Annotated in this window: 34 protein-coding genes; 14 read left to right on the forward strand and 20 right to left on the reverse strand. The window is 62.2% G+C overall.

Annotation, left to right across the window (positions count from 1 at the left end):
- The 12 genes from ACE026_RS08525 to ACE026_RS08580 form a co-directional block, all read right to left on the reverse strand.
- The gene (locus ACE026_RS08525) at positions 1–1,881 is read right to left on the reverse strand and encodes a terminase large subunit (RefSeq protein ID WP_404735973.1); all 1,881 of its coding nucleotides are present in this window, start codon (positions 1,879–1,881) and stop codon (positions 1–3) included.
- The gene (locus ACE026_RS08530) at positions 1,838–2,215 is read right to left on the reverse strand and encodes a hypothetical protein (RefSeq protein WP_404735974.1); all 378 of its coding nucleotides are present in this window, start codon (positions 2,213–2,215) and stop codon (positions 1,838–1,840) included. The genes ACE026_RS08525 and ACE026_RS08530 overlap by 44 nt, the downstream gene beginning before the upstream one ends.
- A gap of 185 nt (positions 2,216–2,400) precedes the next feature.
- Positions 2,401–2,748 (reverse strand): HNH endonuclease, encoded by a 348-nt coding sequence (locus tag ACE026_RS08535; protein WP_404735975.1) that lies wholly within the window; start codon positions 2,746–2,748, stop codon positions 2,401–2,403.
- A complete protein-coding gene (locus tag ACE026_RS08540; RefSeq protein ID WP_404735976.1) occupies positions 2,748–3,038 on the reverse strand; it encodes a hypothetical protein in 291 nt (96 codons plus the stop codon). The genes ACE026_RS08535 and ACE026_RS08540 overlap by 1 nt, the downstream gene beginning before the upstream one ends.
- On the reverse strand, positions 3,038–3,337 hold the full coding sequence (locus ACE026_RS08545) for a DUF1064 domain-containing protein (protein ID WP_486038677.1): 300 nt from the start codon (positions 3,335–3,337) through the stop codon (positions 3,038–3,040). Before ACE026_RS08545 ends, ACE026_RS08540 begins: the two co-directional genes overlap by 1 nt.
- Positions 3,338–3,390: 53 nt before the next feature.
- Positions 3,391–3,681 carry a hypothetical protein gene (locus ACE026_RS08550; RefSeq protein WP_486038678.1) on the reverse strand — a complete coding sequence of 97 codons (291 nt, stop codon included), beginning with the start codon at positions 3,679–3,681 and terminating at the stop codon, positions 3,391–3,393.
- 51 nt (positions 3,682–3,732) lie between these two features.
- The gene (locus ACE026_RS08555; protein WP_404735979.1) at positions 3,733–4,014 is read right to left on the reverse strand and encodes a hypothetical protein; all 282 of its coding nucleotides are present in this window, start codon (positions 4,012–4,014) and stop codon (positions 3,733–3,735) included.
- A 1-nt stretch (position 4,015) separates the two neighbouring features.
- Entirely contained in the window at positions 4,016–4,498 is a 483-nt protein-coding gene (locus tag ACE026_RS08560) for a hypothetical protein (protein WP_404735980.1), read from the reverse strand.
- Complete coding sequence (locus tag ACE026_RS08565) at positions 4,495–4,950, reverse strand: hypothetical protein (protein ID WP_088432456.1); 456 nt, start codon at positions 4,948–4,950, stop codon at positions 4,495–4,497. The genes ACE026_RS08560 and ACE026_RS08565 overlap by 4 nt, the downstream gene beginning before the upstream one ends.
- Complete coding sequence (locus tag ACE026_RS08570; protein WP_404735981.1) at positions 4,947–5,435, reverse strand: glycoside hydrolase family 24 protein; 489 nt, start codon at positions 5,433–5,435, stop codon at positions 4,947–4,949. Before ACE026_RS08570 ends, ACE026_RS08565 begins: the two co-directional genes overlap by 4 nt.
- Before the next feature lie 69 nt (positions 5,436–5,504).
- Positions 5,505–6,047: a hypothetical protein gene (locus ACE026_RS08575; protein WP_404735982.1), complete on the reverse strand. Its 543-nt coding sequence runs from the start codon at positions 6,045–6,047 to the stop codon at positions 5,505–5,507.
- A 2-nt stretch (positions 6,048–6,049) separates the two neighbouring features.
- The gene (locus ACE026_RS08580) at positions 6,050–6,991 is read right to left on the reverse strand and encodes a hypothetical protein (RefSeq protein ID WP_253247635.1); all 942 of its coding nucleotides are present in this window, start codon (positions 6,989–6,991) and stop codon (positions 6,050–6,052) included.
- Positions 6,992–7,255: 264 nt separating this feature from the next.
- Between ACE026_RS08580 and ACE026_RS08585 the strand changes: the two genes are divergently transcribed.
- Positions 7,256–7,543 (forward strand): hypothetical protein, encoded by a 288-nt coding sequence (locus ACE026_RS08585; protein ID WP_313425969.1) that lies wholly within the window; start codon positions 7,256–7,258, stop codon positions 7,541–7,543.
- Between the two features lie 121 nt (positions 7,544–7,664).
- Here the strand turns inward: ACE026_RS08585 and ACE026_RS08590 are convergent, their stop codons facing one another.
- The 6 genes from ACE026_RS08590 to ACE026_RS08615 all read right to left on the reverse strand — a co-directional run bounded on the left by ACE026_RS08590 (position 7,665) and on the right by ACE026_RS08615 (position 12,062).
- Complete coding sequence (locus ACE026_RS08590) at positions 7,665–8,150, reverse strand: hypothetical protein (RefSeq protein ID WP_404735983.1); 486 nt, start codon at positions 8,148–8,150, stop codon at positions 7,665–7,667.
- A 462-nt stretch (positions 8,151–8,612) separates the two neighbouring features.
- Positions 8,613–9,158, reverse strand: a complete 546-nt coding sequence (locus ACE026_RS08595) for a hypothetical protein (RefSeq protein WP_404735984.1) — start codon at positions 9,156–9,158, stop codon at positions 8,613–8,615.
- Positions 9,155–9,376 carry a hypothetical protein gene (locus tag ACE026_RS08600; protein WP_404735985.1) on the reverse strand — a complete coding sequence of 74 codons (222 nt, stop codon included), beginning with the start codon at positions 9,374–9,376 and terminating at the stop codon, positions 9,155–9,157. Before ACE026_RS08600 ends, ACE026_RS08595 begins: the two co-directional genes overlap by 4 nt.
- Positions 9,369–10,799 carry a replicative DNA helicase gene (locus tag ACE026_RS08605; protein ID WP_404735986.1) on the reverse strand — a complete coding sequence of 477 codons (1,431 nt, stop codon included), beginning with the start codon at positions 10,797–10,799 and terminating at the stop codon, positions 9,369–9,371. Before ACE026_RS08605 ends, ACE026_RS08600 begins: the two co-directional genes overlap by 8 nt.
- Entirely contained in the window at positions 10,796–11,806 is a 1,011-nt protein-coding gene (locus tag ACE026_RS08610) for a hypothetical protein (RefSeq protein WP_486038679.1), read from the reverse strand. The genes ACE026_RS08605 and ACE026_RS08610 overlap by 4 nt, the downstream gene beginning before the upstream one ends.
- Positions 11,799–12,062, reverse strand: a complete 264-nt coding sequence (locus ACE026_RS08615; protein ID WP_486038680.1) for a hypothetical protein — start codon at positions 12,060–12,062, stop codon at positions 11,799–11,801. Before ACE026_RS08615 ends, ACE026_RS08610 begins: the two co-directional genes overlap by 8 nt.
- Positions 12,063–12,559: 497 nt before the next feature.
- Here ACE026_RS08615 and ACE026_RS08620 point away from each other — a divergent pair, with 497 nt between their 5' ends.
- The 10 genes from ACE026_RS08620 to ACE026_RS08665 all read left to right on the forward strand — a co-directional run bounded on the left by ACE026_RS08620 (position 12,560) and on the right by ACE026_RS08665 (position 16,445).
- The gene (locus tag ACE026_RS08620; protein WP_486038681.1) at positions 12,560–13,234 is read left to right on the forward strand and encodes an XRE family transcriptional regulator; all 675 of its coding nucleotides are present in this window, start codon (positions 12,560–12,562) and stop codon (positions 13,232–13,234) included.
- 374 nt (positions 13,235–13,608) lie between these two features.
- Positions 13,609–13,863, forward strand: a complete 255-nt coding sequence (locus ACE026_RS08625) for a hypothetical protein (RefSeq protein WP_404735991.1) — start codon at positions 13,609–13,611, stop codon at positions 13,861–13,863.
- Positions 13,856–14,053: a carbon storage regulator gene (locus ACE026_RS08630; protein WP_088432469.1), complete on the forward strand. Its 198-nt coding sequence runs from the start codon at positions 13,856–13,858 to the stop codon at positions 14,051–14,053. The genes ACE026_RS08625 and ACE026_RS08630 overlap by 8 nt, the downstream gene beginning before the upstream one ends.
- A 72-nt stretch (positions 14,054–14,125) precedes the next feature.
- A complete protein-coding gene (locus tag ACE026_RS08635; protein ID WP_486038682.1) occupies positions 14,126–14,548 on the forward strand; it encodes a hypothetical protein in 423 nt (140 codons plus the stop codon).
- Positions 14,548–14,844, forward strand: coding sequence for a hypothetical protein (locus ACE026_RS08640; protein WP_486038683.1), 297 nt, complete (start codon positions 14,548–14,550; stop codon positions 14,842–14,844). Before ACE026_RS08635 ends, ACE026_RS08640 begins: the two co-directional genes overlap by 1 nt.
- Complete coding sequence (locus ACE026_RS08645) at positions 14,831–15,262, forward strand: hypothetical protein (RefSeq protein WP_486038684.1); 432 nt, start codon at positions 14,831–14,833, stop codon at positions 15,260–15,262. Before ACE026_RS08640 ends, ACE026_RS08645 begins: the two co-directional genes overlap by 14 nt.
- Positions 15,250–15,609: a hypothetical protein gene (locus tag ACE026_RS08650; RefSeq protein WP_486038685.1), complete on the forward strand. Its 360-nt coding sequence runs from the start codon at positions 15,250–15,252 to the stop codon at positions 15,607–15,609. The genes ACE026_RS08645 and ACE026_RS08650 overlap by 13 nt, the downstream gene beginning before the upstream one ends.
- Positions 15,606–15,983, forward strand: a complete 378-nt coding sequence (locus ACE026_RS08655; RefSeq protein ID WP_486038686.1) for a hypothetical protein — start codon at positions 15,606–15,608, stop codon at positions 15,981–15,983. The genes ACE026_RS08650 and ACE026_RS08655 overlap by 4 nt, the downstream gene beginning before the upstream one ends.
- On the forward strand, positions 15,980–16,249 hold the full coding sequence (locus tag ACE026_RS08660) for a hypothetical protein (RefSeq protein ID WP_486038687.1): 270 nt from the start codon (positions 15,980–15,982) through the stop codon (positions 16,247–16,249). Before ACE026_RS08655 ends, ACE026_RS08660 begins: the two co-directional genes overlap by 4 nt.
- Positions 16,236–16,445 carry a hypothetical protein gene (locus ACE026_RS08665; protein ID WP_486038688.1) on the forward strand — a complete coding sequence of 70 codons (210 nt, stop codon included), beginning with the start codon at positions 16,236–16,238 and terminating at the stop codon, positions 16,443–16,445. The genes ACE026_RS08660 and ACE026_RS08665 overlap by 14 nt, the downstream gene beginning before the upstream one ends.
- Before the next feature lie 54 nt (positions 16,446–16,499).
- On the opposite strand, the gene ACE026_RS08670 is transcribed toward ACE026_RS08665, so the two are convergent.
- On the reverse strand, positions 16,500–17,501 hold the full coding sequence (locus tag ACE026_RS08670) for a hypothetical protein (protein ID WP_486038689.1): 1,002 nt from the start codon (positions 17,499–17,501) through the stop codon (positions 16,500–16,502).
- Between the two features lie 408 nt (positions 17,502–17,909).
- Here ACE026_RS08670 and ACE026_RS08675 point away from each other — a divergent pair, with 408 nt between their 5' ends.
- The gene (locus tag ACE026_RS08675) at positions 17,910–18,866 is read left to right on the forward strand and encodes a cation diffusion facilitator family transporter (RefSeq protein ID WP_486038690.1); all 957 of its coding nucleotides are present in this window, start codon (positions 17,910–17,912) and stop codon (positions 18,864–18,866) included.
- A gap of 21 nt (positions 18,867–18,887) precedes the next feature.
- Here the strand turns inward: ACE026_RS08675 and ACE026_RS08680 are convergent, their stop codons facing one another.
- Positions 18,888–19,724, reverse strand: coding sequence for an AraC family transcriptional regulator (locus ACE026_RS08680; RefSeq protein WP_486038691.1), 837 nt, complete (start codon positions 19,722–19,724; stop codon positions 18,888–18,890).
- Between the two features lie 110 nt (positions 19,725–19,834).
- Here ACE026_RS08680 and ACE026_RS08685 point away from each other — a divergent pair, with 110 nt between their 5' ends.
- Both ACE026_RS08685 and ACE026_RS08690 read left to right on the forward strand, forming a co-directional pair.
- Positions 19,835–20,260: an organic hydroperoxide resistance protein gene (locus tag ACE026_RS08685; protein ID WP_259260512.1), complete on the forward strand. Its 426-nt coding sequence runs from the start codon at positions 19,835–19,837 to the stop codon at positions 20,258–20,260.
- 88 nt (positions 20,261–20,348) lie between these two features.
- Complete coding sequence (locus ACE026_RS08690) at positions 20,349–21,131, forward strand: hypothetical protein (protein ID WP_486038692.1); 783 nt, start codon at positions 20,349–20,351, stop codon at positions 21,129–21,131.
- The last annotated feature ends 149 nt before the right edge of the window (positions 21,132–21,280 follow it).

Genomic DNA, 21,280 nt, shown 5'->3' on the forward strand with positions numbered 1-21,280 from the left:
CTATAGAAATCGGATGCCTCGCTGCTCATAGACAGAGGCGGGCGCGGCCGATGAATGTGCGGAGCCGAAAGCCATCACGACCGCTACCGCGGCGTCGATCTTGTTGACCGACCGTGCCTTCGACAGCCAACGGTTTTCCCACTTATCGCTTTCGATGACGGCCGACATGATTGCCGACACCAGCACCGGGTTCCCGAGCAGGCGGACGCGTCCTTGCAATAGGGCTTCTTCGAACAATCGGAGAGATCCGGGCATCCAGAGACCTTCCGGCAGCGGCTTACCTGCGGCGGCGGCGGCCTTCACTGCAGCCTCGGTGGGCTTGCCCTTCTTCAGGCCACCCTGCGGATGTTCGACGAACGAAACCGAAAGGCCTAGCTCCTTCACTTCCTCTTCGAACTGGCGAAACGCGTACCGGTCGTAGGCAACCTGGACGATTTCGAAGTCACGGTCGTACTCGGCCACCGTTTGGGCGACGTGCCGGTAGCTGATCGTCTGGCCCTGCGGAGCATGCAGTTGCCCCTTCGCAATCCACGTGCTGTACGGAAGCTTGTCGCGCAGTTCACGTGCCTTGACCGTATCGCCTGGGGTCCATGCCTCTACCCACGCGTCAAACGTTGGCTTTTTGACCAGCGTCTTCTTGCCCTCGACCTCTACCAGAACTTCCTTCGAGCCGGTCTCCACTACCGCGCCCAGCGCCGTAATGTCGCGGTTCTGCGATAGGTCCAACCCGAGATGGAGGCGCTTGCCATGGTGCTGCGAGGTATCAAACGACTCCAGGGCCGGCTCGAGCGTGTCGCGGCTGAGCCACGCTTGGTCTGCGTCGGTCCACATGCAGAAGTTGAGCCGCAGAATCTCGTTGAGCTTGCTGGGAATCTGCTTGGCCAGGTCAACGCGGGCCTGCAGGTACTCCTCCGTGATGGTGATCCCCAACATCGGGTTGGCCTTTAACCAGCATCGCGAATCCTCCAGCGGGTCGTCCCCCTCATCGAGGCCGCAAACGAACGAGAACGTACGGTCATCGATGGGTTCGCCGATGAAGGTCGGATCGTTCACGGCCTCGTAATGGCCAGCGGCCACCTTTACCGCATGCTCATGTTCGGCCCATGCAACGCTGTTCCGATCACTGCCCGAGTTGGTGATCATGAAAAGCAATGGCGAGCGACGGAACTTAAACCCGTTCTCCATCATTTCGATGATCTTGCCGTCCGCCATCTCGTGCACTTCGTCGGCTAGGACAAAGTGCGGGCGGTAGCCTGAACCCGTCTTGCCAACATCGCGGGACGCTGGCCGGAAGTAGCTCTGCGACTTGTGGTAGGCGATGTTGTATTCCTTGCCCTCACCGCCTGAGAACTCCAGCCGCTTTTTCAGCGCAGGCGAAGCCTTCACCATCTTGACCGCATCGCGAAACAAGATGCCTGCCTGATCCTTGTGCGAGGCCACCGCGTACACCTGGGCGCCGGCTTCCTGATCGGCGCATAGCCCGATCAGCGCGATGCCACCGGCCATCGGCGACTTGCCGTTGCCCTTGCCTTCCTCGATGTACGCGCGCCGAAAGCGTCGCGTGCCATCGGCCTGTTTCCAGCCGAACAGGCTGCCTATCTTGAAAGCTTGGCTGGGGTGCAACTTGAATGGCTTTCCTTCGAACTGCCCCTCACTGAGCCGCAGCACGTCTTCGAAGAAGGCGATCTTCTTGTCTGCAGCTTCGCGGTCGAAGTACAGGCCTCTCTCGTTAGCGTCTTCAAGGTCTTTCAGGTGGCGACGGCAGGCGTTGCGCACATGGGGGCCCGCAACGGTTCTGCCTTCCACCACCGCCAGCGGATATTCGCTGGTCCGGCAGTCAGAAATGCTTGTCGTCTGGGTCTTCGTCGTCGCCTTGGCCATGATTCACTTTTGTCTCGTCCACCGGCGTGGCACCGAGCTTCGACAGGAGCGAGCCCAGAGCCTGCATCGCCGAAACGCCCATCTCCGGGTCAGTCTCCATTCGCGCGGCGAGGATGCACACCTGACGCAGCAGCAGCCGGTGACCGGCGTGCAGCCAGGGCATGTTCTCGACCTGCTCTTTCCAGACGGCGACCTGCTGTTTGGTCATCCCCTTGTAGGGAGCGCCAATTGCTTTTGGGCCCTTCGGCGTCTTTCGATTTCGATGTCGCTGCGGATTCTTTGCCGCGGCACCTGACACCGCTGCTTTTGCTGCTGGGGTACGGGGATTTGCCATGTTTCACCGCCTGAATCGCTCACTGAACGACGCGCCGTTCATTAAGAAATGGGGTCGTCTTTCCAACTGTGGATGCGTGCGTTTGGGGGGGTGCACGTATCGCTGGCAAATCGACCCAAACTTTTCCGCCCCCCGTTCAGGCATCTGTGGATAACCTGTGGACATGCTCATTCAGGTTCCATGGGCTACTTCGGCCGCGCGATCCCCTGCCGTGACGCTTGCAAGGGCCATCCATCGGCGTCGCAACCGATCAGGACGCGCTCGGTGTTGCCGAAGCCGCCATCCTCGCGTGCGGTCTTCCTGCTATGGCAGCTGACGCACAGTGTCCGAAGGTTCTCCGGAGCGTTGTTGTTCGGATTGCCATCCACATGATCGACGTGGGCTTTCCCCTTGCCGGCGCACAACACACCACAGCCATGCTCCTGGCACCGGTACAGGTCGCGCAGCAGGATGGTCTCCCGCAGCGCGCGCCACGCCCTGCTGTTCGTTGGCAACGCGCGCTTGGCTTGGCGGTTGCCGGCCAGCCCTGCCATCAGTACGGATTCCCGTCCAGGTCCACACGCTCGGGCGCGGCGCCTTCTTCCTGCAACGGTGCGCCCGCTTCCTCACCCAGCAGCTGCGCGACGGCCTGCACCAGCAGTCCGACGTGCATACCCAGCTCGGCGATCTGCTTTCCCTGCTGCTCGATGGCCCCGACTAGGCGGTCCATGCGCGCATCCGTGCTGGCGTCGATGCGCGCAGCCAAGGCCGCATCTGCTCCAGCTCGCGCGGCCTGCTCAACGCTCAGGGCCTTCGCCAATGCTTCGATCTGTGCAACGTCCATCAGAACTCCTCCACTGCCCAGCCGCCACCATCCCGCTTGGGCTTGACCTTCACCGCGATGAAGCGGAATGGGTACATGGCCGCAGCGATTTTGATCTTGGCGCGCGCGTCGTCCTGCCAGTGGCCCTTGACCTCGTGGCATTCCATGACGCCGTCCGAAGCCATCACCGCGAAGTCCGGGGTGTAGAACGTGTTGTCGGCCAGGCGCACCTTCAGCCCCTCGAACCGGTGCCACTGGATCTCGCCGGCGAACTCCAGCGCGCGCAACCGTTCCGCGTATGCAGACTCGGTCTTGTTCATCTGGCCAACCTTGAGCCGGCCAAGCGCCAACATGGCCTTGCCCTTCCCCGCCATCAGCGCGGGCTGCGGCGGCGGACCTGGACCTTGGCCTTCTTGCTCTTGGGCAGCGGAGGCAGGCGGTCCTGCACTTCGATCAGCACCCCATTGATCGCGGCCAGCTGGCTGGTGAGCGAACTGATCTGCGAGCCGGCAGCGGAATCGACATCCTCGCCGTGCGCCTTGACCGCGGCGAGCTCGCTGCGCAGGGCCTCACCTTCCACCTCGAGGGCGCGCAGGCGCTGTGCAAGCCGCTGGGAGAGAGTCGGCCACAGGGTAACGCCGAGTACTTTGATGGTTCGGGACATGGGTTTCTCTCTGTAGAAGGCGATCCGGCGTTGCCGATCGTCAGGTTTTGATCAGCGTTCCGGCGAGGGAACAGGCTTCCCTCCCAGCTGCTCGATTGCATCAAGCTGAGCCTCGTACTGCAGCAGGCACCGCTTCCGCCCGTTGCTCACGTCGAACACCAGCGACGGCTTCCCGTCGCGCACCCAGCTGCAACGCTTCGTCAGCGCAGCATCGATGGGCACGTAGGTGGTCACCGGCACATTGATGACGGCCGGCGGCGGATGGTTCGGTCTGGTGGGCGCGGCCCGGCATGCGGCCAGCAACGCAGCGATGACAACCACGATGACGCGCATATCAGTAGCCCTTCAGCGCCGGGCAGGCGGAATCGAGCAGCTCGAGGGCCGCCTTGCAGGTGTCGGGGCGCCGTTCGTACCGGGCCTTCCAGGTGGCAGCATCCTGCTCGGCCGCCTCGATCTTGGTGGCCAAGCCATTGAGTGCCACGGCGCTCTCGGACTTCAGTACCTTCAGCTTCTCGGCCTCAGCCCGCAGTGCCGCCGCAACGTCAGCCAAGCGCTGGTCGCGGTCTTCGACGTCGGCCTGCAGCCGGGATGCGTCGGCATCCCAGTCGGCCTTGACCTTGACCACCTGCGCGCTCAGTTCTCGGATGCGCTGCTCTTTCTCGTAGGAGGACAGGCCGGAGACCATGCAGCCAAACGCCAGAACAGCGCAGACCACTTTGATCTTGCTGCCCGGCTTGCGCAGCCACTCCAGTGCGTCGGCAAGTGCCCCCACGACCAAGCGCCATAGCGCCCTCAGAAATCGGATGAACTCGCTCATGGCTTTTCACCTCCGATGGTGCCCGTGGCCTTCTCGACCATGCGCACGTAGCCGGGCAACAGCCGACGAATCATTACGCCGGAAAGACCTGCAAGCGGCAGCTGCGGCGCCCCGGCCAGAGACGTAAAAATGGATGCCGCGACTGCGATAACCCATGCGGCCACGATGGCGTAGGCGACCACTGCCACGCCCAGTGCCAGCCAGCGCGCGACCGTCTGCAGGAGGCGGTGCCCCCGGCGACGGCCAGCATCTGCTGCGACCCGCTCGGCGTCTTTCTCCGGTAGCAGCAGCACACCAATAAGGGCCCCGGCCATCGCGACCAGCAGAACCGATTGGGGCACGCCCAGGATGATGCGCTCAGCTTCACGCAGTGCATCAGCTGTGGCAGGTGCCACTACTGCCGCGGTGAAGGTTCCCACTGCGATTTTCATGGTGCTCACAGGCTCGGTCATGGAGCGACCACCCCGCCGGCTTTCCGGTACGCGGCCAAAAGGCTGTCGAGCTTGTGCTCGAACTGGCCATAACCGGCACCCGGCAGGCTTGCCCAGATGTTGCGGGCGGCGGCAATGGCCTCGGGGATGCGACCGGCTTGGATCAGCGGCAGCGCGCGGCGCTCGCGGATCTGCTGCAGGGCGATCAGGTCTTGGCTCAGCGGCGAGAAGTCTTTCAGGCCCAGGCTCTTGCGGTAGGCGTCGTAGTAACGCCGCAGCAGCTGGTAGCGGCCCGCAGCCGTCGACTGAATGCCGAGCTTGGGCAAGTCGACCAGTACGCGCGGATGGTCTGCGTAGCTCGTGAACAGCTTGCCTCCCACGATCACGTCGTAGCCGCGATCTTTGGTCGGCTGTCTGCCGTTGTCGGTCCCTTCGGACCAAGCCAGCATGTCGAGGAAGGCGACGACGTTCACGCCGCCAGCTTGTTGGGGTGTGATCTGCGTCATAGCGTCTCCAGACAAAGAGAAAGCCCCGGCTGGGCCGGGGCTCTCTTCAAACATACGTTTAGTGCAGCTCTAAGATCTGTGTATCCGATCCGCGAGGTAGTGAATTCCAAAAAGCGTGATGGAGATCATCTGCCACAGGACAAACTGGTAAACGAAGTATCCGAGCGCCTTTAGCCAGCGAGCCATCTCCGGACTGGCCAACTTCACGGCCTCCTGGGGAAGATTCCGAAAGAGCATCGCGACAAGCATCGCCATGCTCAAAAGGGCCAAGTAACCAAAGAGGTAGCCAAGGAGCTTTCGTCTCTTTATCTTCCCGCCGTCCAACGTCATGCGATGAACATCATTCTCTAGCGACAGAGTGGGAAAAGTGGCGATTGCTGCTAACGCGGCCACATAGAAACCGACCAAAATCTGCATGACTGCGCCAACGCCCACAAGGAGGCCGCTACCGCCGCCCAACGGCACAAGCGAGGGCCAGTTCCACCAAATGGTCGTTACGCCCGCAGCCAGCACCCCGGGCAGTAGCCAATCGATCATGACTTTGCCCCAGCCTTCAGCACTAATGCGCAAATAGGCTAGCGGTGTAATCAACTGACGTAGTGCTTTCCACATGTCTAGTCGCCTTTTTCGTCAGCGAGCTTCCCTGCCATCTGCTTTGCGAAGGTCATCACAACCTCTGTGTGATCCCAGTTCATTGCCTCAGGCAGCTCAATCTTGCATGACCTGGAAACAAGCTTTTCGAGCTCTTCACCCGGATCCACCGCATCCTCGGGAACGTCAAGCACCGCTTGTTTATGCTTGCCGGTTCCCTCCTCCTTATAGTGAATTCGCACTTGCTCATAGTTTTCGCCGAACGCGATCTGGCGAGCCCGGGCGATGACAGCGGAAACTCGCCCCTCTTCAGGATCTTGCCGGACGTCGAGGCATAGGATCTGCCTACGACGTACCAACTCCTCGGGCTCATCCAAGCCTTGATCCTGCAACTCTTCCTTCACAAGATCAAAAGACAGCAATTCGCCCTTCTCGATCTCCTCGATCAAGCTTCTGCTCAGAAGGCCGTCCAGCGAAACCACCGGGAACCAGTTATGGGTGTCGTTCCCTTCCTTCAATTCTCGCTCACCAGCCTTGTGCAAGGGATGGTTCAGTCGACTCAGAACGACTGACGGCCCCAGCCCCGGCGACTCTTCAAGAGCGCAAGGATACACTTGGGTAGTGCCTTGGAGAGTGTAGGAGAGGTCGATCACCAGATGTGCCTCGGTGCGATATCCCTCCCCGTCATCCTTGGCAAACGTACGCGCCGCTCCCGTCTGCATGTTCTCGTAGCTGGCATCAATATAACCAGCATCAGCCATTACAAAGAGAACAGCTGCATAAGGCCGGCCATTCTCCTCGAAGAATTCACAGTGCTTGATGCGCACGACCCTCTTCGCGCCATCCCTAACGGCCCGCTGATAAAAAGCGTTGCCCGCCGCCGTCGTCAGTATTGCGGTCAAATCCCATGGCTCCCGTGTCTTGGCACCGGTTCCGTGGGAGATCTTAATTTCAAGGAAACGCATTACACGACTGCTACTCGACTTCATTAGCTCCCCCTGTGATCTTCCGTGAACGGACAAGGATTGCATAAAACTCAGCCGGACATCGCGCGCATCTTTGGCCAGTCCGCCAGGCATTCACGCAAACGGCCCGCCGAGTGGCGAGCCGCGTAGATGAGACTCTCCCCACCTTGCCGAGAACTATACCAAAACGTTGGCAACGTTCAAGCGTTATTTGCATTCTTCTAGCGGTAGGATGACCGCTCTACCCACAGCGGAGAACCGCGCTTGAACACGGACGATCAGACGAAACTCGCACGCTCCATTGGCCGCGACGTTGCCCAGGAGAAGGCGCTCTCGACATACATCGGCAGCCCCCGCAGGAACGAGCCGGCGGCAATGGTGGACCTGCTGAAGATGAACTTCGAGATGGGCCGCACGCAGCTTCAGGGGCGCCTCGTTGAGGCCAACCTGCCGGCCGACCTCTACCGCACGGCCGAGGACGAATTCCGCAAGGTGAAGGACGCGGTGCTTGATGGCGTCAGGAACGGCAAGTACCAGGTGCCTGCACGCTGACCGCTGCTAACCGTCCTCCTTACGGGGGACGGTTGTTCTTCCGGTTCTAACCCGGAGAAAGGTCGCGTTTAAAACCGTACCTTTGCTGAATCCGCAGGGGCCGGCGGGCACTTCCCCGTGCTCAAGCGACCTCAGCACCTCTGCGGCCGATTTCGTTGAAGAACAAAGGATCGCTGGCCATTTCCTTCCCATCCTCTCCAACGAGCCATGCCCCCCAACTTCTGGAGTAGAACGCGCGCTCGGCGCTGAAACTCTTAGATTCGGTTCCCACCACGGTCAAGTAGCGTCCGTTGAGCAAAATTGCCTGCTCCTTCCCGTCCACCGACCATGCCAGAGCGCCCATCGGCGGCTTCCCCGGCCCCTCGATCGCCCCAACAATCCGGAACACGACCCTCACGCCGTCAGCGAGATGGACGCAACTGGATGGCGTATCCAGGTATCGAATTTCCCCGATTTCCTGGCCGCTGATTGCGACCGCTACGTCCAACATATCTTGGCGGTCCTTGGTTTGTGCCCGCATAAACCAAGTTCCCTCTGACTGAATCAAGGCCCCTAGCGGCCTGTCGAAGTCCTTCCCCACTGCAAACGCGCCTGCATTGAATGGCATACCTTCGCCTCCTCTGGCTGAAATTAGAGTCTACGCCCGCAGCGTTCTGCTGTGCCGGATGTCACTTCCTCCGCGCTTCATGTCGACTTCGCCCGGCACGCGTTGATTTCAGCACCATCAGTGATCCAAGCCCAAGCTTCTCCCATTGGGGGGATGCCTTTGCAACTTCGCGGAAGGCCGCGTCCAGTGCATGCCGAAACGTGGCTCCTTCCGATCCGTAGTCAAACCGGTAGCCTTCACCGACGACATAGCGCGATGCCCACTGCCTCCGAAGCCTGCGAACCAGGAGCTTCGCGCGAGACTCGCTGCCGATCCAGGCCCACTGCGCGGCGACCAAATTGGACCGTCGGCGGATGCTGCCCTCCGGGGATCGGGTAACGCTGACGCGCACCACCCCGTCTGCACCGCACGCAGCGCATAGATACACGGCGTCGCGGGCGAGCTGTGCTAGCGAATAGTCCCTCACGAGCGCTTTCCTTCCATGAACGCCATCCCTTTCTCCAATTCCTTGCGGTATTGCCACTTCGTCAGCGGGACACCTGCTTTTCTTGCCACCGCCTCCGCCCGGGCCGCCTGGCCACCCCGACCGATGAACTCCTCCATCACAACCAGCGCGCGAATCATGTTCTGCCGGTATAGATCAGACAGCGCGCGGTCGATCCACCGGTATTCGTCGGGTGAGCCAGTCATCACCGCGGCGGTCGCCGACCTCGGCGCATGGGATCGGGTTTCTACGCAAGGGATGTGGTCAACGAACTCCTTTGATACCGGCCGGTAGCCTCCGTGGCCGTCAACCAGCCCGGCAGCAGCCCCCATCAATAGGCGCCGAGCGAGACCGTCACGCTCCACTGGCTCCCGCGTCACCTTTGTTCCACGCGCGAACTGCTGCGCCCTAGCGAGTGGATGCGTATCCATGGCGAGCGCCTCCTCGGCCTGCAACGGCGAGACGAATCTGTGCTCCTGGTAGTGGCCCCAATGCCGCATCTGTTCCTTGATGGAATGGCTCAAGAATCACCCCCAGCGCGTGCTGCCAGTTGTTGCTCCAGCCGCTCGAGCTTTGCAGCCTGCTGGCGGGCAATGGATGCCGAGTGGCGGAATGCCTCAGCCACAGTCGAGCGCTCCCCGCGGGAGCGCCACAGGCGCAGGTCATAGGATCGGGCCTGTTGTTCCAAGGTGTCGGCAAGGTTGCGCAGCGCCTGCGGCCCGGTCGGCATGAGGTCAGTCATCGTTGCCACTCCGGTTGGCGCGGCTACCCAGCCTGCGACCGAGCGGCTTGGGTGCTGGCTTCTTCTGCTGCGGCTGTTCGTCGAACTCGTAGGCGGGTCCATCCCAGTCCACCGCGCGCTGGAACTGGTATTCATTGCGCAGCGACACGACGGCTCCCGTCTGGATGTTTCGTCCCTTGCCCACGATCACCTCCACCAGCCCCGGCCTGTCGTCAGCCCGGTAGACGTCTGGCCGGTGTACGAACAGGATCACGTCAGCGACCTCCTCGATGCCGCCCGAACCGCGAATGTCCGTCACCTTCGGGCGCTCGCCCTTCGCACCTGCGCGATTTAACTGGGCCAGAACCACGACGGGGCAATCGAGGTACTTGGCCAGGCCCTTTAGGTCACGGAGCGCCTGCCCTCGCTCCAGCGCTTCGTCCTGCTTACCGGGCAGGGTCATTTCGTGGAGGTGATCCACCACCACCAGCTGGACAGGCTTGCGCCGGTGCACGCGCTTGGAACGGGCAACGATCTGCGGCGCGCTGAGCTGAGGGTCATCGTCGATCAGCACCGATGCCGCCATCAGTCCATCCATCGCCGGTGCGGCCTTGGCCCAGTAGACATCGGAATCCTCGACGGACGCGTGTTCGCCGTTTCCGACCAGCCACTGCAGCGGGATCTCCCCCATCGCGGCGACGTCGCGCGCGACCACGTCGGTGTCGACCATTTCCATCGAGAACTCCACCACTTGGTGACCGCGCAGGCCAGTGAAACGCGCCAGCTGGAATCCCATCAACGATTTGCCCATGTTCGAACGCGCAGCGATCACGATCACCTGTCCAGCGCGCAGCCCTCCGATGGCTTTGTTCACGTCAGCCCAGGGCGTGGGCAGACCGATGGGTGTCCCGTTCAAATGGCGATCGCGGAGCTGGGCGGCGAACTTTTTCACCACCTCGCGGTAAGGCCGAGGGCCCACCGCCCGCGCCGGCGCAATATCGGCCAGTTGGGTCGACAGGTGGGATGCCAGCTGCTCCGCTGAGTGACCGCGCCGCCCTGTTGCCGCCTGCAGCGCACGCTGGCAGGTATCGATGAACCGCCGCATGCGCGAATGCTCGACGACCACCTCGGCGTAAGGGACGACATTGGCTCGGGTGTACGCTGTGCCGGCAATCCCGCTTGCGAGCAGCGCCAGACGCCGGCCATCTTCTCCTGCCTTGTCCTGCAGCCACTCGCCAACCGTGATCGCATCGGCGAGCTTGTTCTCGCCGCACAGCTCCAAGAGGCACTCGTAGATTCGGGAGTGGTCGGGGCTGTAGAAGTCCTCCGGCGCCAGCCAGTCCTGCACATTGGCCAACTCGTCGTTGTCCAGCAGCAGCCCGGCCAGCACCGCCATCTCGGCATCGATGTTGAACGTCTGCGCGTCCTCGTCATGGCGGATCATCGACGCACGTCCAGGTAATTGCCTTCGATCACCTTGGCGAAGTTCTTCGGGCTGACCAGCCATTCCAGCGTGCAGGTGAAGCCACGGCCGTCACGGCCAGTGCGCTCGCCCATCAGGAACGGCATTTCGCGGACGGAGCCAAAGAACGCTTTCCACCAGTCGAGGTTCTGCCGCTCCGCGTCGCTCTTCCACCGCGCGGCCAGCTTGCGCTCCCGGTCCCCCTCCCACACCCGGACCTCGGTCAGTTCAGGCAGGATCTCGTGGTACAGGTCGATGATCTTCAGGTGCGGACACGGTGGCGGGCCATTCTTTCTCGGCACCGTGCCGAGCAGGTCCTGGCTCTCTTTGCCACCATCGGTGCCGCGGTCGTCAGCAGCGGCATCGCCGCCTGCTGCGGACAAACCCACGCCAGTGGGTTCATCTTTTTGGGAAGGAAGGGTATCGGTATCGGAAGGGAAAGGAAACGGGCATCGTCTAGATTGATCTACCGGATCATCTACCCTTGATCCGTTAGATGATCCGGTTGATCCGTTCTCATCGCCGCTATGGAAGCCTACATCGTCTGCGCCACCCTTTCCGGCCATCTTGCCGTTATCTACTGCAAGCCTTGCGGCGTACTCCGGATACATCTTGAGCGCACGGGCGCGGCCATACTCCCGGCATGCGACAGCGAACTTGGACCGCATTGATCGATCCCCGGCACCGGCCGCCCAGGCGTTGTGATCATCCCAGTCGTGGATACGTCGCTGGCCTTCCTCGCCGTCGAGAAATCCGACTGCGGCCATCGCTGCCACGAATACGTCGGGCTCGCCGGTCCAATTGATTGCGAGTTCGATGTCCTCGTCGGTCATGCCGCTGAGGTCGCCATCGCTGCGGTTCGCAGCCGTCCAGAGGAACAGGTAGATGCAGTGCAGCGGCCCGGCATCGCCGAGCCTCCGCGCCAGCTTCTTGGTCTTGGGATGCCCGGGGAGCGCCACCGAAATGCGGGCGTCGGTTGCATTAGCCACTGCAGGCACCCTCGCCGAACTCCGCGCGCATCAGTTCTTCGAACTGCTGCAGGTGTGCCTGCGTCACCCATTGCTTGTCGGCGACGTGCCGCGCCATTTCTCGCGCCTGCTCGGCGCTGCGCACACTCGGGTCGTATTCGAACCACGGACGGTCGGGGTCGGTGAATATTGCGAACACACCACCGTCGAAACGCTCGATGCGGACGAGGGGGACAGGTGCGCCTGCCGGGTTGCTGCTGGTGTTGTTGGATGGCATAGTGGCCTCGGTCTCAACGAAGCCTCCGCACTTGTCTGGCCGACAGCGGGGGCTTCGTCGTATCTGGACGATGAGTTCTCGCGCCAGACACCCAAGCGGCCACTGCCACGCCTGGGATGCACGCTCTCCTTCACTGCGCTAGGGCCGTTCCTTCGACCCCAGCAGAACCGGCCTACTCGCTCGCGACGGGAGCGACCGACCCTACGAAGTTGCCTGCGGAGTCGAACCTCTCCGGATACTTCGCGTGGAAGAACAGTGCCCACGGCCGAGGGATGCCCCGCTTGCGCCATTGGCTGATGGAGGGAGCTCGAACGGAGCAGAGGGCTGCGACCCGCTTTGTGCCCCCAAGGGAATCGATCAGCATCGATGCCTGTACAGGGTCGGTGATCGCAGAGACGGTCGTGGTCGTGGTCATGCCGAGGAAATTAGCAGCTCCTAATTTACTTTACAACAGCTGCATGCGTAACATTGCCTAATCCCGTATGTAGACCCTAACGATGGACCTCTCCTCCCGGCTCCGCACTGCCCTGTCGCGCGCAGGCATCTCCCAACTCGAACTGGCAAAAGCTGTCGGCGTCTCGGCGCCAAGCGTCAATGGATGGCTGAGCGGGAAGTCTCAGTCCATTCGCGGAGACGCAATGGTGAAGGCCGCGCGCGTACTGGGCGTGCCAGCAATCTGGTTGGCCACCGGTGAGGGTTCCATCGATGACGCACCAGATGCACCCCCACTCTCCGTCCGTGAGACACCGCCGGGATACCTTCGCCTTGATCTATTGGATGGAGCAGCCGGTATGGGCGTAGGCGTAGTAAACGAGGAATTCCCCGAAGTAATCAGGAGCATGGAGTACGCCGAGTGGGACATTCGGCAGCGCCTGGGGTTCCTTCCTAAGCCTGGTCGGCTAAAGCTCATCACGGGCCGTGGTCCGTCCATGGCGCCGATCATCAATAACGGGGACGTTGTCATGGTAGATACGGCCGTCGACTACTTCGACGGCGACGCGATCTACGTGATCAACATCGGCGGCGAGACACAGATCAAAGGCCTGCAGCGACGGTCGGATGGCGTGTACATCGTGAGCGCCAATCCCCTCTTCCCGCCTTACATGGCCCCGCAAGACTTGTTCATCGCCGGCAAGGCCGTGGTCCAGTACAGCGCGCGTCAGATCGCCTGACCCCAAACCTTAATGGGTTAAGAAATTAATTTAAGTAAATTCAGAATCCCTATTGCACTTCTGATTAGCAATGCCTAATCTAACCTCATCAGGTCGGACGCACCGGCCGATGGGGAACAAGGGATGTCACTGAAAAGGGAAACATGGCGGCGCAACTACCGTTTGGCCCGCCAGCTCAACAGCCTCCGCAAGCGCTTCATCAGCCGCCTGCCCTCTCGAGGCATACCACTCCTGGTAACGCACTGCCACGCACACGCCACTGACGTGCTGTTTAGGCACGCAAGTGATCCGCTCGGATTCTCTGTGACGCATCGTTGCCGATGCAAGGCTCAGGGCGTCGGCTACTCAATGGGCACCCGCCCGAGGTTGCCGAAATGAAGTCCAACTGGCGTCGAAAAAGAGCCAGTTACGGCGCGGCCTTTCTACCCAAGATGCCTACCCTTTTGAGAACTGGCTGGCTGGCCGTCGCCTTGGCAGCCGCGATCGTCATACCCACTCGGGTTGCCGAAATCTTCGCCGCGCACAACACCGGGCTCTCTATTTGCGTCGCATTTCCGGATGACGCATCTACCCCGACTTTTGCAGTTTCTCACAGCAACCAGAACCAAGGAAACCTGAAAGATGAGTAAGGAAATCCCTACGCCGGCCCACAGCAGCACTCACCCATTGGCCGGCTGTCGCGTGATCAAGCAGATCGAAGAAGGCGAGATCCGCATTGGAGAGAGCATCCACTTGGTCGTTCTCACAGCGCGCGACGGGAAAGCCCGCATCGCCATCAGAGCGCCGCGCACGCTTGAGATCGTCGCCCCAAAACAGTGACGGCCCGAGCGCGTCAACGCCCGAGCCGCCTGCCAAGTCGCACCCGTAACCGATCAGATCAAGGAAGCCACCATGGCGAAGAACAGTGTACCCCCCCAGCTGGACCCGCGCGCCGTAGCCCAGGCCGTCAGCCAGGAACTGGACAACAAGAAGCCGGTCCAGTTGGCTATCACCGACCACTACATCGCCAGCGCCTGGCGAGATAGCCCGCTGAACATGGCGATCACAAACCGACTGAACTCTGTCGATCGTTGCATCCTTGCGGCCCACACGATGCAAGGGCTGCTGCATCGGGATGCCATGGCCAAGAGCGATATCGCAGACATGAGCGAGGAGGACGAGGTTTCCATCGCCTATCCCACCCTGACGTATGACGAGGCGGACTCCCTGTTTATTGGCATGGACGAGTTGCTCATGCACGCAAGGGAATCTCTCAGGTCGATCCGTGACGACGAATACGGGGTCGCGACCCAGCAGGCAGGAGGCCGGAAGTGATGGCCACCTCCAACGTGATTCAGTTCCGTCAGCGCCAGCGGCTCACGACGCTCCCCCCGCCGATCTCCGCAGGTGTTGCCGACCTTGCCGAGCATCGTCGCCGGCGAACGGGCTATCCCGACGGATGGCCCGAGGGTGAGTCGGGTCGGAAGATGGAAGAAATGGCGGTGTGGGCCTTCGAACACCAGATCGAGGCGGGGCGGCACGACACGATGAAAGCTGCCCGAATCCGAACGATGGACATGATCAACAGCCTTCAGTCCCACTTTGAGGAGCGCCGCAATGAGCAGGGCTGATCGGAATTGCGAGATCAAGGTCATGGCCGTGGGAGACTCCGGCCAGATGGAACCCTGCTCCCCGGCAGAGGTGGTGACGATCCAGGCCATGCCATCCGCCCCCCGCAACGTGGTAACTCCCGCGAGTATTCGCTTCATCTTCTGGCGTCGAGAGGGAACTGAGGCAAGACCGGTGAAAATTCGGCGAATTCTGCGACCGAACACCCGGCAAAACCGAGGGCCTTACGTCAGCGTGGTGTTCGAGACGACCTCGTTTTCGCGCTACATGACGGACGACGGCCCGGTCTGGGGCGACTGGATGACGGTTGCTGTTCCTACCTCCGCCGATGCCCGAGACGAGTTCTGGGACACGCTGCCCGCGCGACAACGCGCGCGCATTCTGACCGCGGTTAAGGAGGTGACTTCATGGACGATCTGAGAATCCAGCGCGAGCCGACCAGGCTGCAGGCGCACACGTCAGTGATTTTTCCGCCGCCCGATGCGGGATTCGCGCACGTCCTAGTGCAGGACAACCTCAACTCCCCTCGCTTCGAGCGGGGCGACGTGTTGCTTGCAGACCTCACGCATAATCAGTGGCGTTACGACGGAATCTATGTCATCGAGCTGCACGGGCGGCAAGTGGTCCGCTACGTGCAGGACCGGGGTAGCCCAGGCCTCTACGTCTACTACCTATCGGCGATGGAGCTGGGGCAGTTCATCCCGACGAGCGACCTCAAGGTCCTAGCCGCGGTCACCGCCGTGAACAGCACGAGGAGGGTTGCATGACCGCCGTAGGGGTGGCTGACCTGCAAAAACTGGTCGCAGGAATCGAGGAATTCACCGACCTGGTAGGGTGCGGCCAACTGCGTTCAGCGCGGGAGCTCATAGAGCGCATGCCGGGCTTCTTGGCTGCGCTCATCCTGGCGAGCAAGGCCCAAGCAAAGAAGGCGCCAAAGGGCGTGCAGAAGAACCACTACCGGGCAATGGCCGAGGACTTGACCCTCATCCGCGACAAGGCATTGAAGGCCACTCATCTTATGGACGTGGGCAAACACCTAGACGCCCTACTCATCAAGAGCAGCCTTGCACTCGTGCGAGCTCTCATCGACCTACAGGGCTATCAAGACGAACGCCTTGCAGGAAAGGAGGTCTCTCCATGACGGAGCGTGACTCTACCTTGGCCACGTTAGCCGCTCTGATCGATGGCGATCGCTGGCTGAGCGCGGACTCCTGTGCGGTTTTCTTGGGCCTCACCACGGCAGATGGCACTCCGAATCGGCGCGGCTTCCTCGAGCGCGTGGCTTGCCGCTCATCCTTCCCGGTGCCGCTGGTAATCGGCAACGAAAAGAAGTGGCGGAAAACGGAGGTTGACCGGTGGGCGCTTGACGAGCGCGCGATTCAGGGAGGCACCAATGCCCGCGGCTGAGCATTCTACCTTCTGGCTGCTCTATGGGCAGTACGGGGCAACCATGACCGTGGAGAAGTTCCGCGAGGAGTTCATGCCCAGGCTGACCATGAAGACCCTGCAAAACTGGATCGCTAGGGGAGACGCGCCTCGGCCGGTCAACGGGATTCTGGATGTTCGGGACGTTGCCGCCTGGTGGGACGGGCAGCGCAAATGAGAAAGGGGCCGAGAGGCCCCTTTCTGTTAGATCTTCACGATTCGATAGTCCGAGTCAGGCTCGTCCTGTCGCCTGGTCGCCAAGCGAGCACCTTGGTAGGCCTTTTCCGACTGGAGCTTCTGAATGCGCGAGAAGCTCTCCGAGTCCTTCAGGGGCAACGACTTCTTGTCCTTGGGCCTGGTCTGCTGTCCCTTCATTTGCTCCATCAGCGTCTTCATAAGTTCCCCGGGGTGTTGTGTGGGTAGGTCGATCAAGGAAGAACAGGTCGCTCCGGTCTTCCCCGGAAATGACCGTGTGCCAGAACACGTCACTCAGCTGACGCTCTTCTTCACACATGTCGACGACCTTCTCAAACAGCTCACCAGCTTCTTTTCTGTCGATTACGAAGCCGTGGGCGGGGTAGTCTCCGATCAACCTTTCAAGCGAATTCTCTCGCAAATTCGATGAATATTTGTTAAGGCGCTGACCGTACTCTAGGGCTACCCTAGTCGCCCGTTGCATCTCCCCCACCCGAATTGGGTCAATTTGTCCCATGAGCGGGTGGACAATACCGTTAGTTACCGTGGCAGCCAGCTCAGCGCACAGCTTGGTAGACAGGCCCAATCCTCGACTACTCAGCATTAAACGGTAGAAGGCGTCCTGTGCATGCGTTGTGACAGCCTGCAGAGCTTGCTGGATGTCCAAACCTGAGCTGTTTTCCTGGAGCTCAGAGCCCTTCTGAACCTGAATGTCCAATGGCCCTAGCTCGCCCAAATCACCTATTGCCAACTCATCTGCTGCGATTGCAATAAGCGTGCCAGCGCTCTTGCACCTGCTGGGGACAACGAGTCGGATGTGTTTGTAGTAGTGCCTTAAGCATCGGGCCACCCTGTATCCGCCGTTCGGGTCGCCCCCGCGCGTCGTGAGGAAGACAGTACACCGCTCGTGGGTCGCCTTCTCTTCGAGCAACCTTGAGAGCTTGTAGTGTAGGTCTCGGCTAACCCGGTGATTTATGACGATGAAATCCCTTTCAGCGCTAGCTGCGAGCAGCTGATTGATCGCTTCTTGTCCGTCCATGGAGCCCCCTGATAATGCGCGGAGTGTCACACATCTAACGTTATGTGTGTATAGGGGGCATCCCTACGGGATGCATGATCGAGTCTGCGAGGATATGTCGGTTGCACCAACAGTACACCAGAAGACAAATAACTTACTGATTTTTATACGAATCCACCCCATCCATCATCGGGGCGACGGACAGGCGCAGGGAGGCGGCGTAACGCGCGGCGGCGTCGGTGGCGGGCTGGGTGGTCATCGGCTGCAGGCGCATCTGGAATCACTGGCATTGCCAGCGCAATCAATAGTTTACCCCGTTCCCATGAACGCTGCCCGAGGGCGCGGGCGGCCGCCAGCCCAGACGCCGAGTACACGCCTGCAACGACGGCAGTAGACAATGCGGCTCTGCACGAACCCCGCCAGGCATCCATGCCCGCACTCCGCCTTCCCAGCTTCGACCCCACCACCGAACAAGGCGTCCTGCGCCTGTCGATCGCCGCATCGCTGGCGATGGCGGCCGCCGCAGTGGCCTTCGGCCTGCTCGCCAACTCCTCGCTGATCATTTTCGACGGCATCTACGGGCTGATCGACGTGGTGATGACGTGGTTGTCGCTGCTGGTGGTGCGCCTGATCAGCCTGTCAACCCACGTCGATACCCTGCAGTCGCGCTTGAATCAGCGCTTCACCATGGGCTTCTGGCACCTGGAGCCGATCGTGCTCGGGGTCAGCGGCACGTTGATGATCGGCGCGGCGCTGTATGCCGCGGTCAATGCGGTGGACGCACTGATGTCCGGCGGACGCGAGATCGCGCTGGGACCGGCGATCCTGTTCGCGGTGATCTCGATCGTGGCCGAAACCGGCCTGGCACTGTTCGTACGCCGGGCGAACCGGTCGATCGGCTCGGACTTCATCGCGCTCGATGCGAAGAACTGGGTGGTCGCGGCGAGCATGTCAGCCGCGTACCTGGTCGCCTTCGTCGGCGGCTATGTGCTGGGTGGTACCGACTGGGCGTGGCTGGTGCCCTACATCGATCCGGCAATCCTGCTGGTGGTCTGCCTGTTCGTGGTCGTCGCGCCGATGGGCACGGTGCGCCAGGCGTTGTCGGACATTTTGCTGATCACCCCGCTGGATCTGCAGACCCATGTGGACGAGGTCGCGCGCGACATCGTGGCCAGGCACGGCTTCCTGGAATTCCGCAGCTACGTGGCCAAGGTCGGGCGCGGTGAGCAGATCGAGCTGTTCTTCGTGGTGCGCGCCGATGATCCACCGCGGGCGCTGATCGAGTGGGATCGATTGCGCGACGAGATCGGCGAGGCGCTGGGCGAGGAGTCGCCGGACCGCTGGCTGACGATCATGTTCACGACGGATCGGGAGTGGGCGATCTGAGCGACGCCGGCGCGCATCGCGTTATCGTTCGGTGGCCGCACTGCCCTGTTTCCACTGCCGCGGCGATTGCCCGGTCTGCGCCTTGAACGCGCGCGACAACGCTGCTTCGCTGCCGTAACCCACGTCGATGGCAATGCGCTTGAGCGGGTGGCCGCGGCGCAGTGCCTGCTGCACGAGGCGGGTGCGCCAGCCCTGCAGGTAGTGGCCGGGCGTGCTGCCGATGGTGTCGCGGAAGCTGTCGGCGAAGGCGCTGCGTGACATGCCGGCGCGCTGCGCGAGCGACTCCAGCGTCCACTCGTCGGCGGGTGCTTCATGCATGGCCACCAGCGCGTGGCGCAGGCGCGGATGGGCCATGCCCGCGAGCAGGCCGACGCGGATCTGGCCACTCTCCATCAACGCGCGCAGAATCTGGATCAGCACCACTTCGAACAGGCGATCCAGCAGCGCCTGGCGGCCGCAGCGCTGCGCGAAGGCTTCTTCGAACAGCAGCGACAGCACCGGCTGGCCGCCGTACAAGCCCTCCAGCGGCAGGCAGACGATCGGCGGCAGGGCAGCGGCGACCGGGTTGTTGGCGCCGCCTTCGAACTGCAGGTTGGCGCAGGCGAAATCCGCGCCCCGCGTGGCATCGGTGACGAAGCGGTGCGCGAGCGGGCGCGGGTAGAGCAGTACGCTGGGGGTGGTGATCTGCAGCGTGCTGCCGTCCGGGTGCTCGACGCGTACATCGCCGTCGCGGATCAGATGCAGCTGGCCGCGCTCACCGTCTGCCGGCAGATCGTTGATGCCGCACAGCGCGCCAGCGTGGAAGACCTCGGCGGACACCGCGAAGCGGTCCAGCAGGGATTGCAGTCGGTCGACCATGGCGGACTCCAGATCAAGTTTTCTGGACGAAATGTTGCCACAAGTACGGAGCAGACGCGCAAAGTACACCTGCCATCTGGCCCACCCCTTTCACTCCGCAGGAGATTCCCATGTCCATTGCCAACGTTCTGTATACCGCCCAGGCCACTGCCAACGGCGGCCGCGACGGCCGCGCCGTCTCTTCCGACAACGTGCTGGACATCCAGCTCTCCACCCCGCGCGAGCTGGGCGGTGCGGGCGGCCCGGGCACCAACCCGGAGCAGCTGTTCGCCGCCGGCTACTCGGCCTGCTTCCTGGGCGCGCTGAAGTATGTGGCCGGCCAGGCCAAGGTCGCTCTGCCGGCTGAAACGCAGATCACCGGCAAGGTCGGCATCGGCCAGATCCCGACCGGCTTCGGCATCGAAGTGGCGCTGGAAATCTCGGTCCCGGGCCTGCCGCGCGAGCAGGTCGAAGCGCTGGTGCAGAAGGCGCACATCGTGTGCCCGTACTCGAACGCCACCCGCGGCAACATCGACGTGACGCTGACGGTGGTCTGATCCCCTCCGCATGACCTGCCGTGGCGACGGGCAGACAGCTCCGTCGCCACCGGTAGACTGGCCAGACGATCCTCACTGGCAAACGGACATGCACAGGATTCTGGCCGCGCTGTTGCTCAGCGGTTTTCTGGGGGGCTGCGCTACGGCTCCCATCGCGCCACCCGAGGCGATCGCCTCGAACGGGATGAACGCACTGTCTCTCCTCCGCGGCGCCGGGTTCGTGCACGTGGTGACCGATCTGTATCTGCCCGGCACGGATGCACCCGGGCTGCCAGAGACCTACGCCTGCCCTGACGCGGCAACCCGCATCCGGATTGCGGCCTATCCGCCGGCGACCCTGCCGGCTACCGATGCCTGCGCCCTGATCGATGCCGCTGCACGCCACGCGCAGCAGTGGTATCCCGAGCGACGCGCGGCCTATACGGCACTGCTCGTGCCCCACGGGACGCGCCTGAACCTGCGCACCCGATCGCTGCGCTTCCGCGTGCCGCATCTGACCTTGGCCATGCGGGTTTACGAAGCGCGCGCGCGGACCGAGGCCAATCTCGTGGACCTGGTCGCGCATGAAACCTTCCATGCCCTGGGCTTCGCCGCCGGTGATCGCGGTGCAGTTGACGAGCGCACTGCCTATTACGCCGGTCTGTGCACGCAACTGGCGGTCCTGGGCAGGATCCCGGAGGCTGCACTGCCGGGTGCCCCGCTCGCCAGCGACAATGCAGACGTGGTCGAGTCAGCGGATGCGGCGTATCGCGTGCGGCGCGAAATCTACGGATGGTTGCAGGACGGGGAGATCCGTGCCGGTACACCCGGTGGCGAGCATATGCAGGCGCGCTGCCGGGACTTGCCGGGCGCGCCGGCGACGGCCGAGTGACGCGATGAAAAAATGGGCGGCTACCTGACGCAAACGTCTGGCAACCGCCCATCCCACCGCGGTGGATCCTGTGGCTGACCACGGGATGCATCTTGTTCGGCTGCTACGACCAACGGTCGTTGCCTACCTGGGTTACCGTCGTGGGGGGG

It is taken from the genome of Stenotrophomonas sp. AGC87 (genome assembly GCF_057333975.1).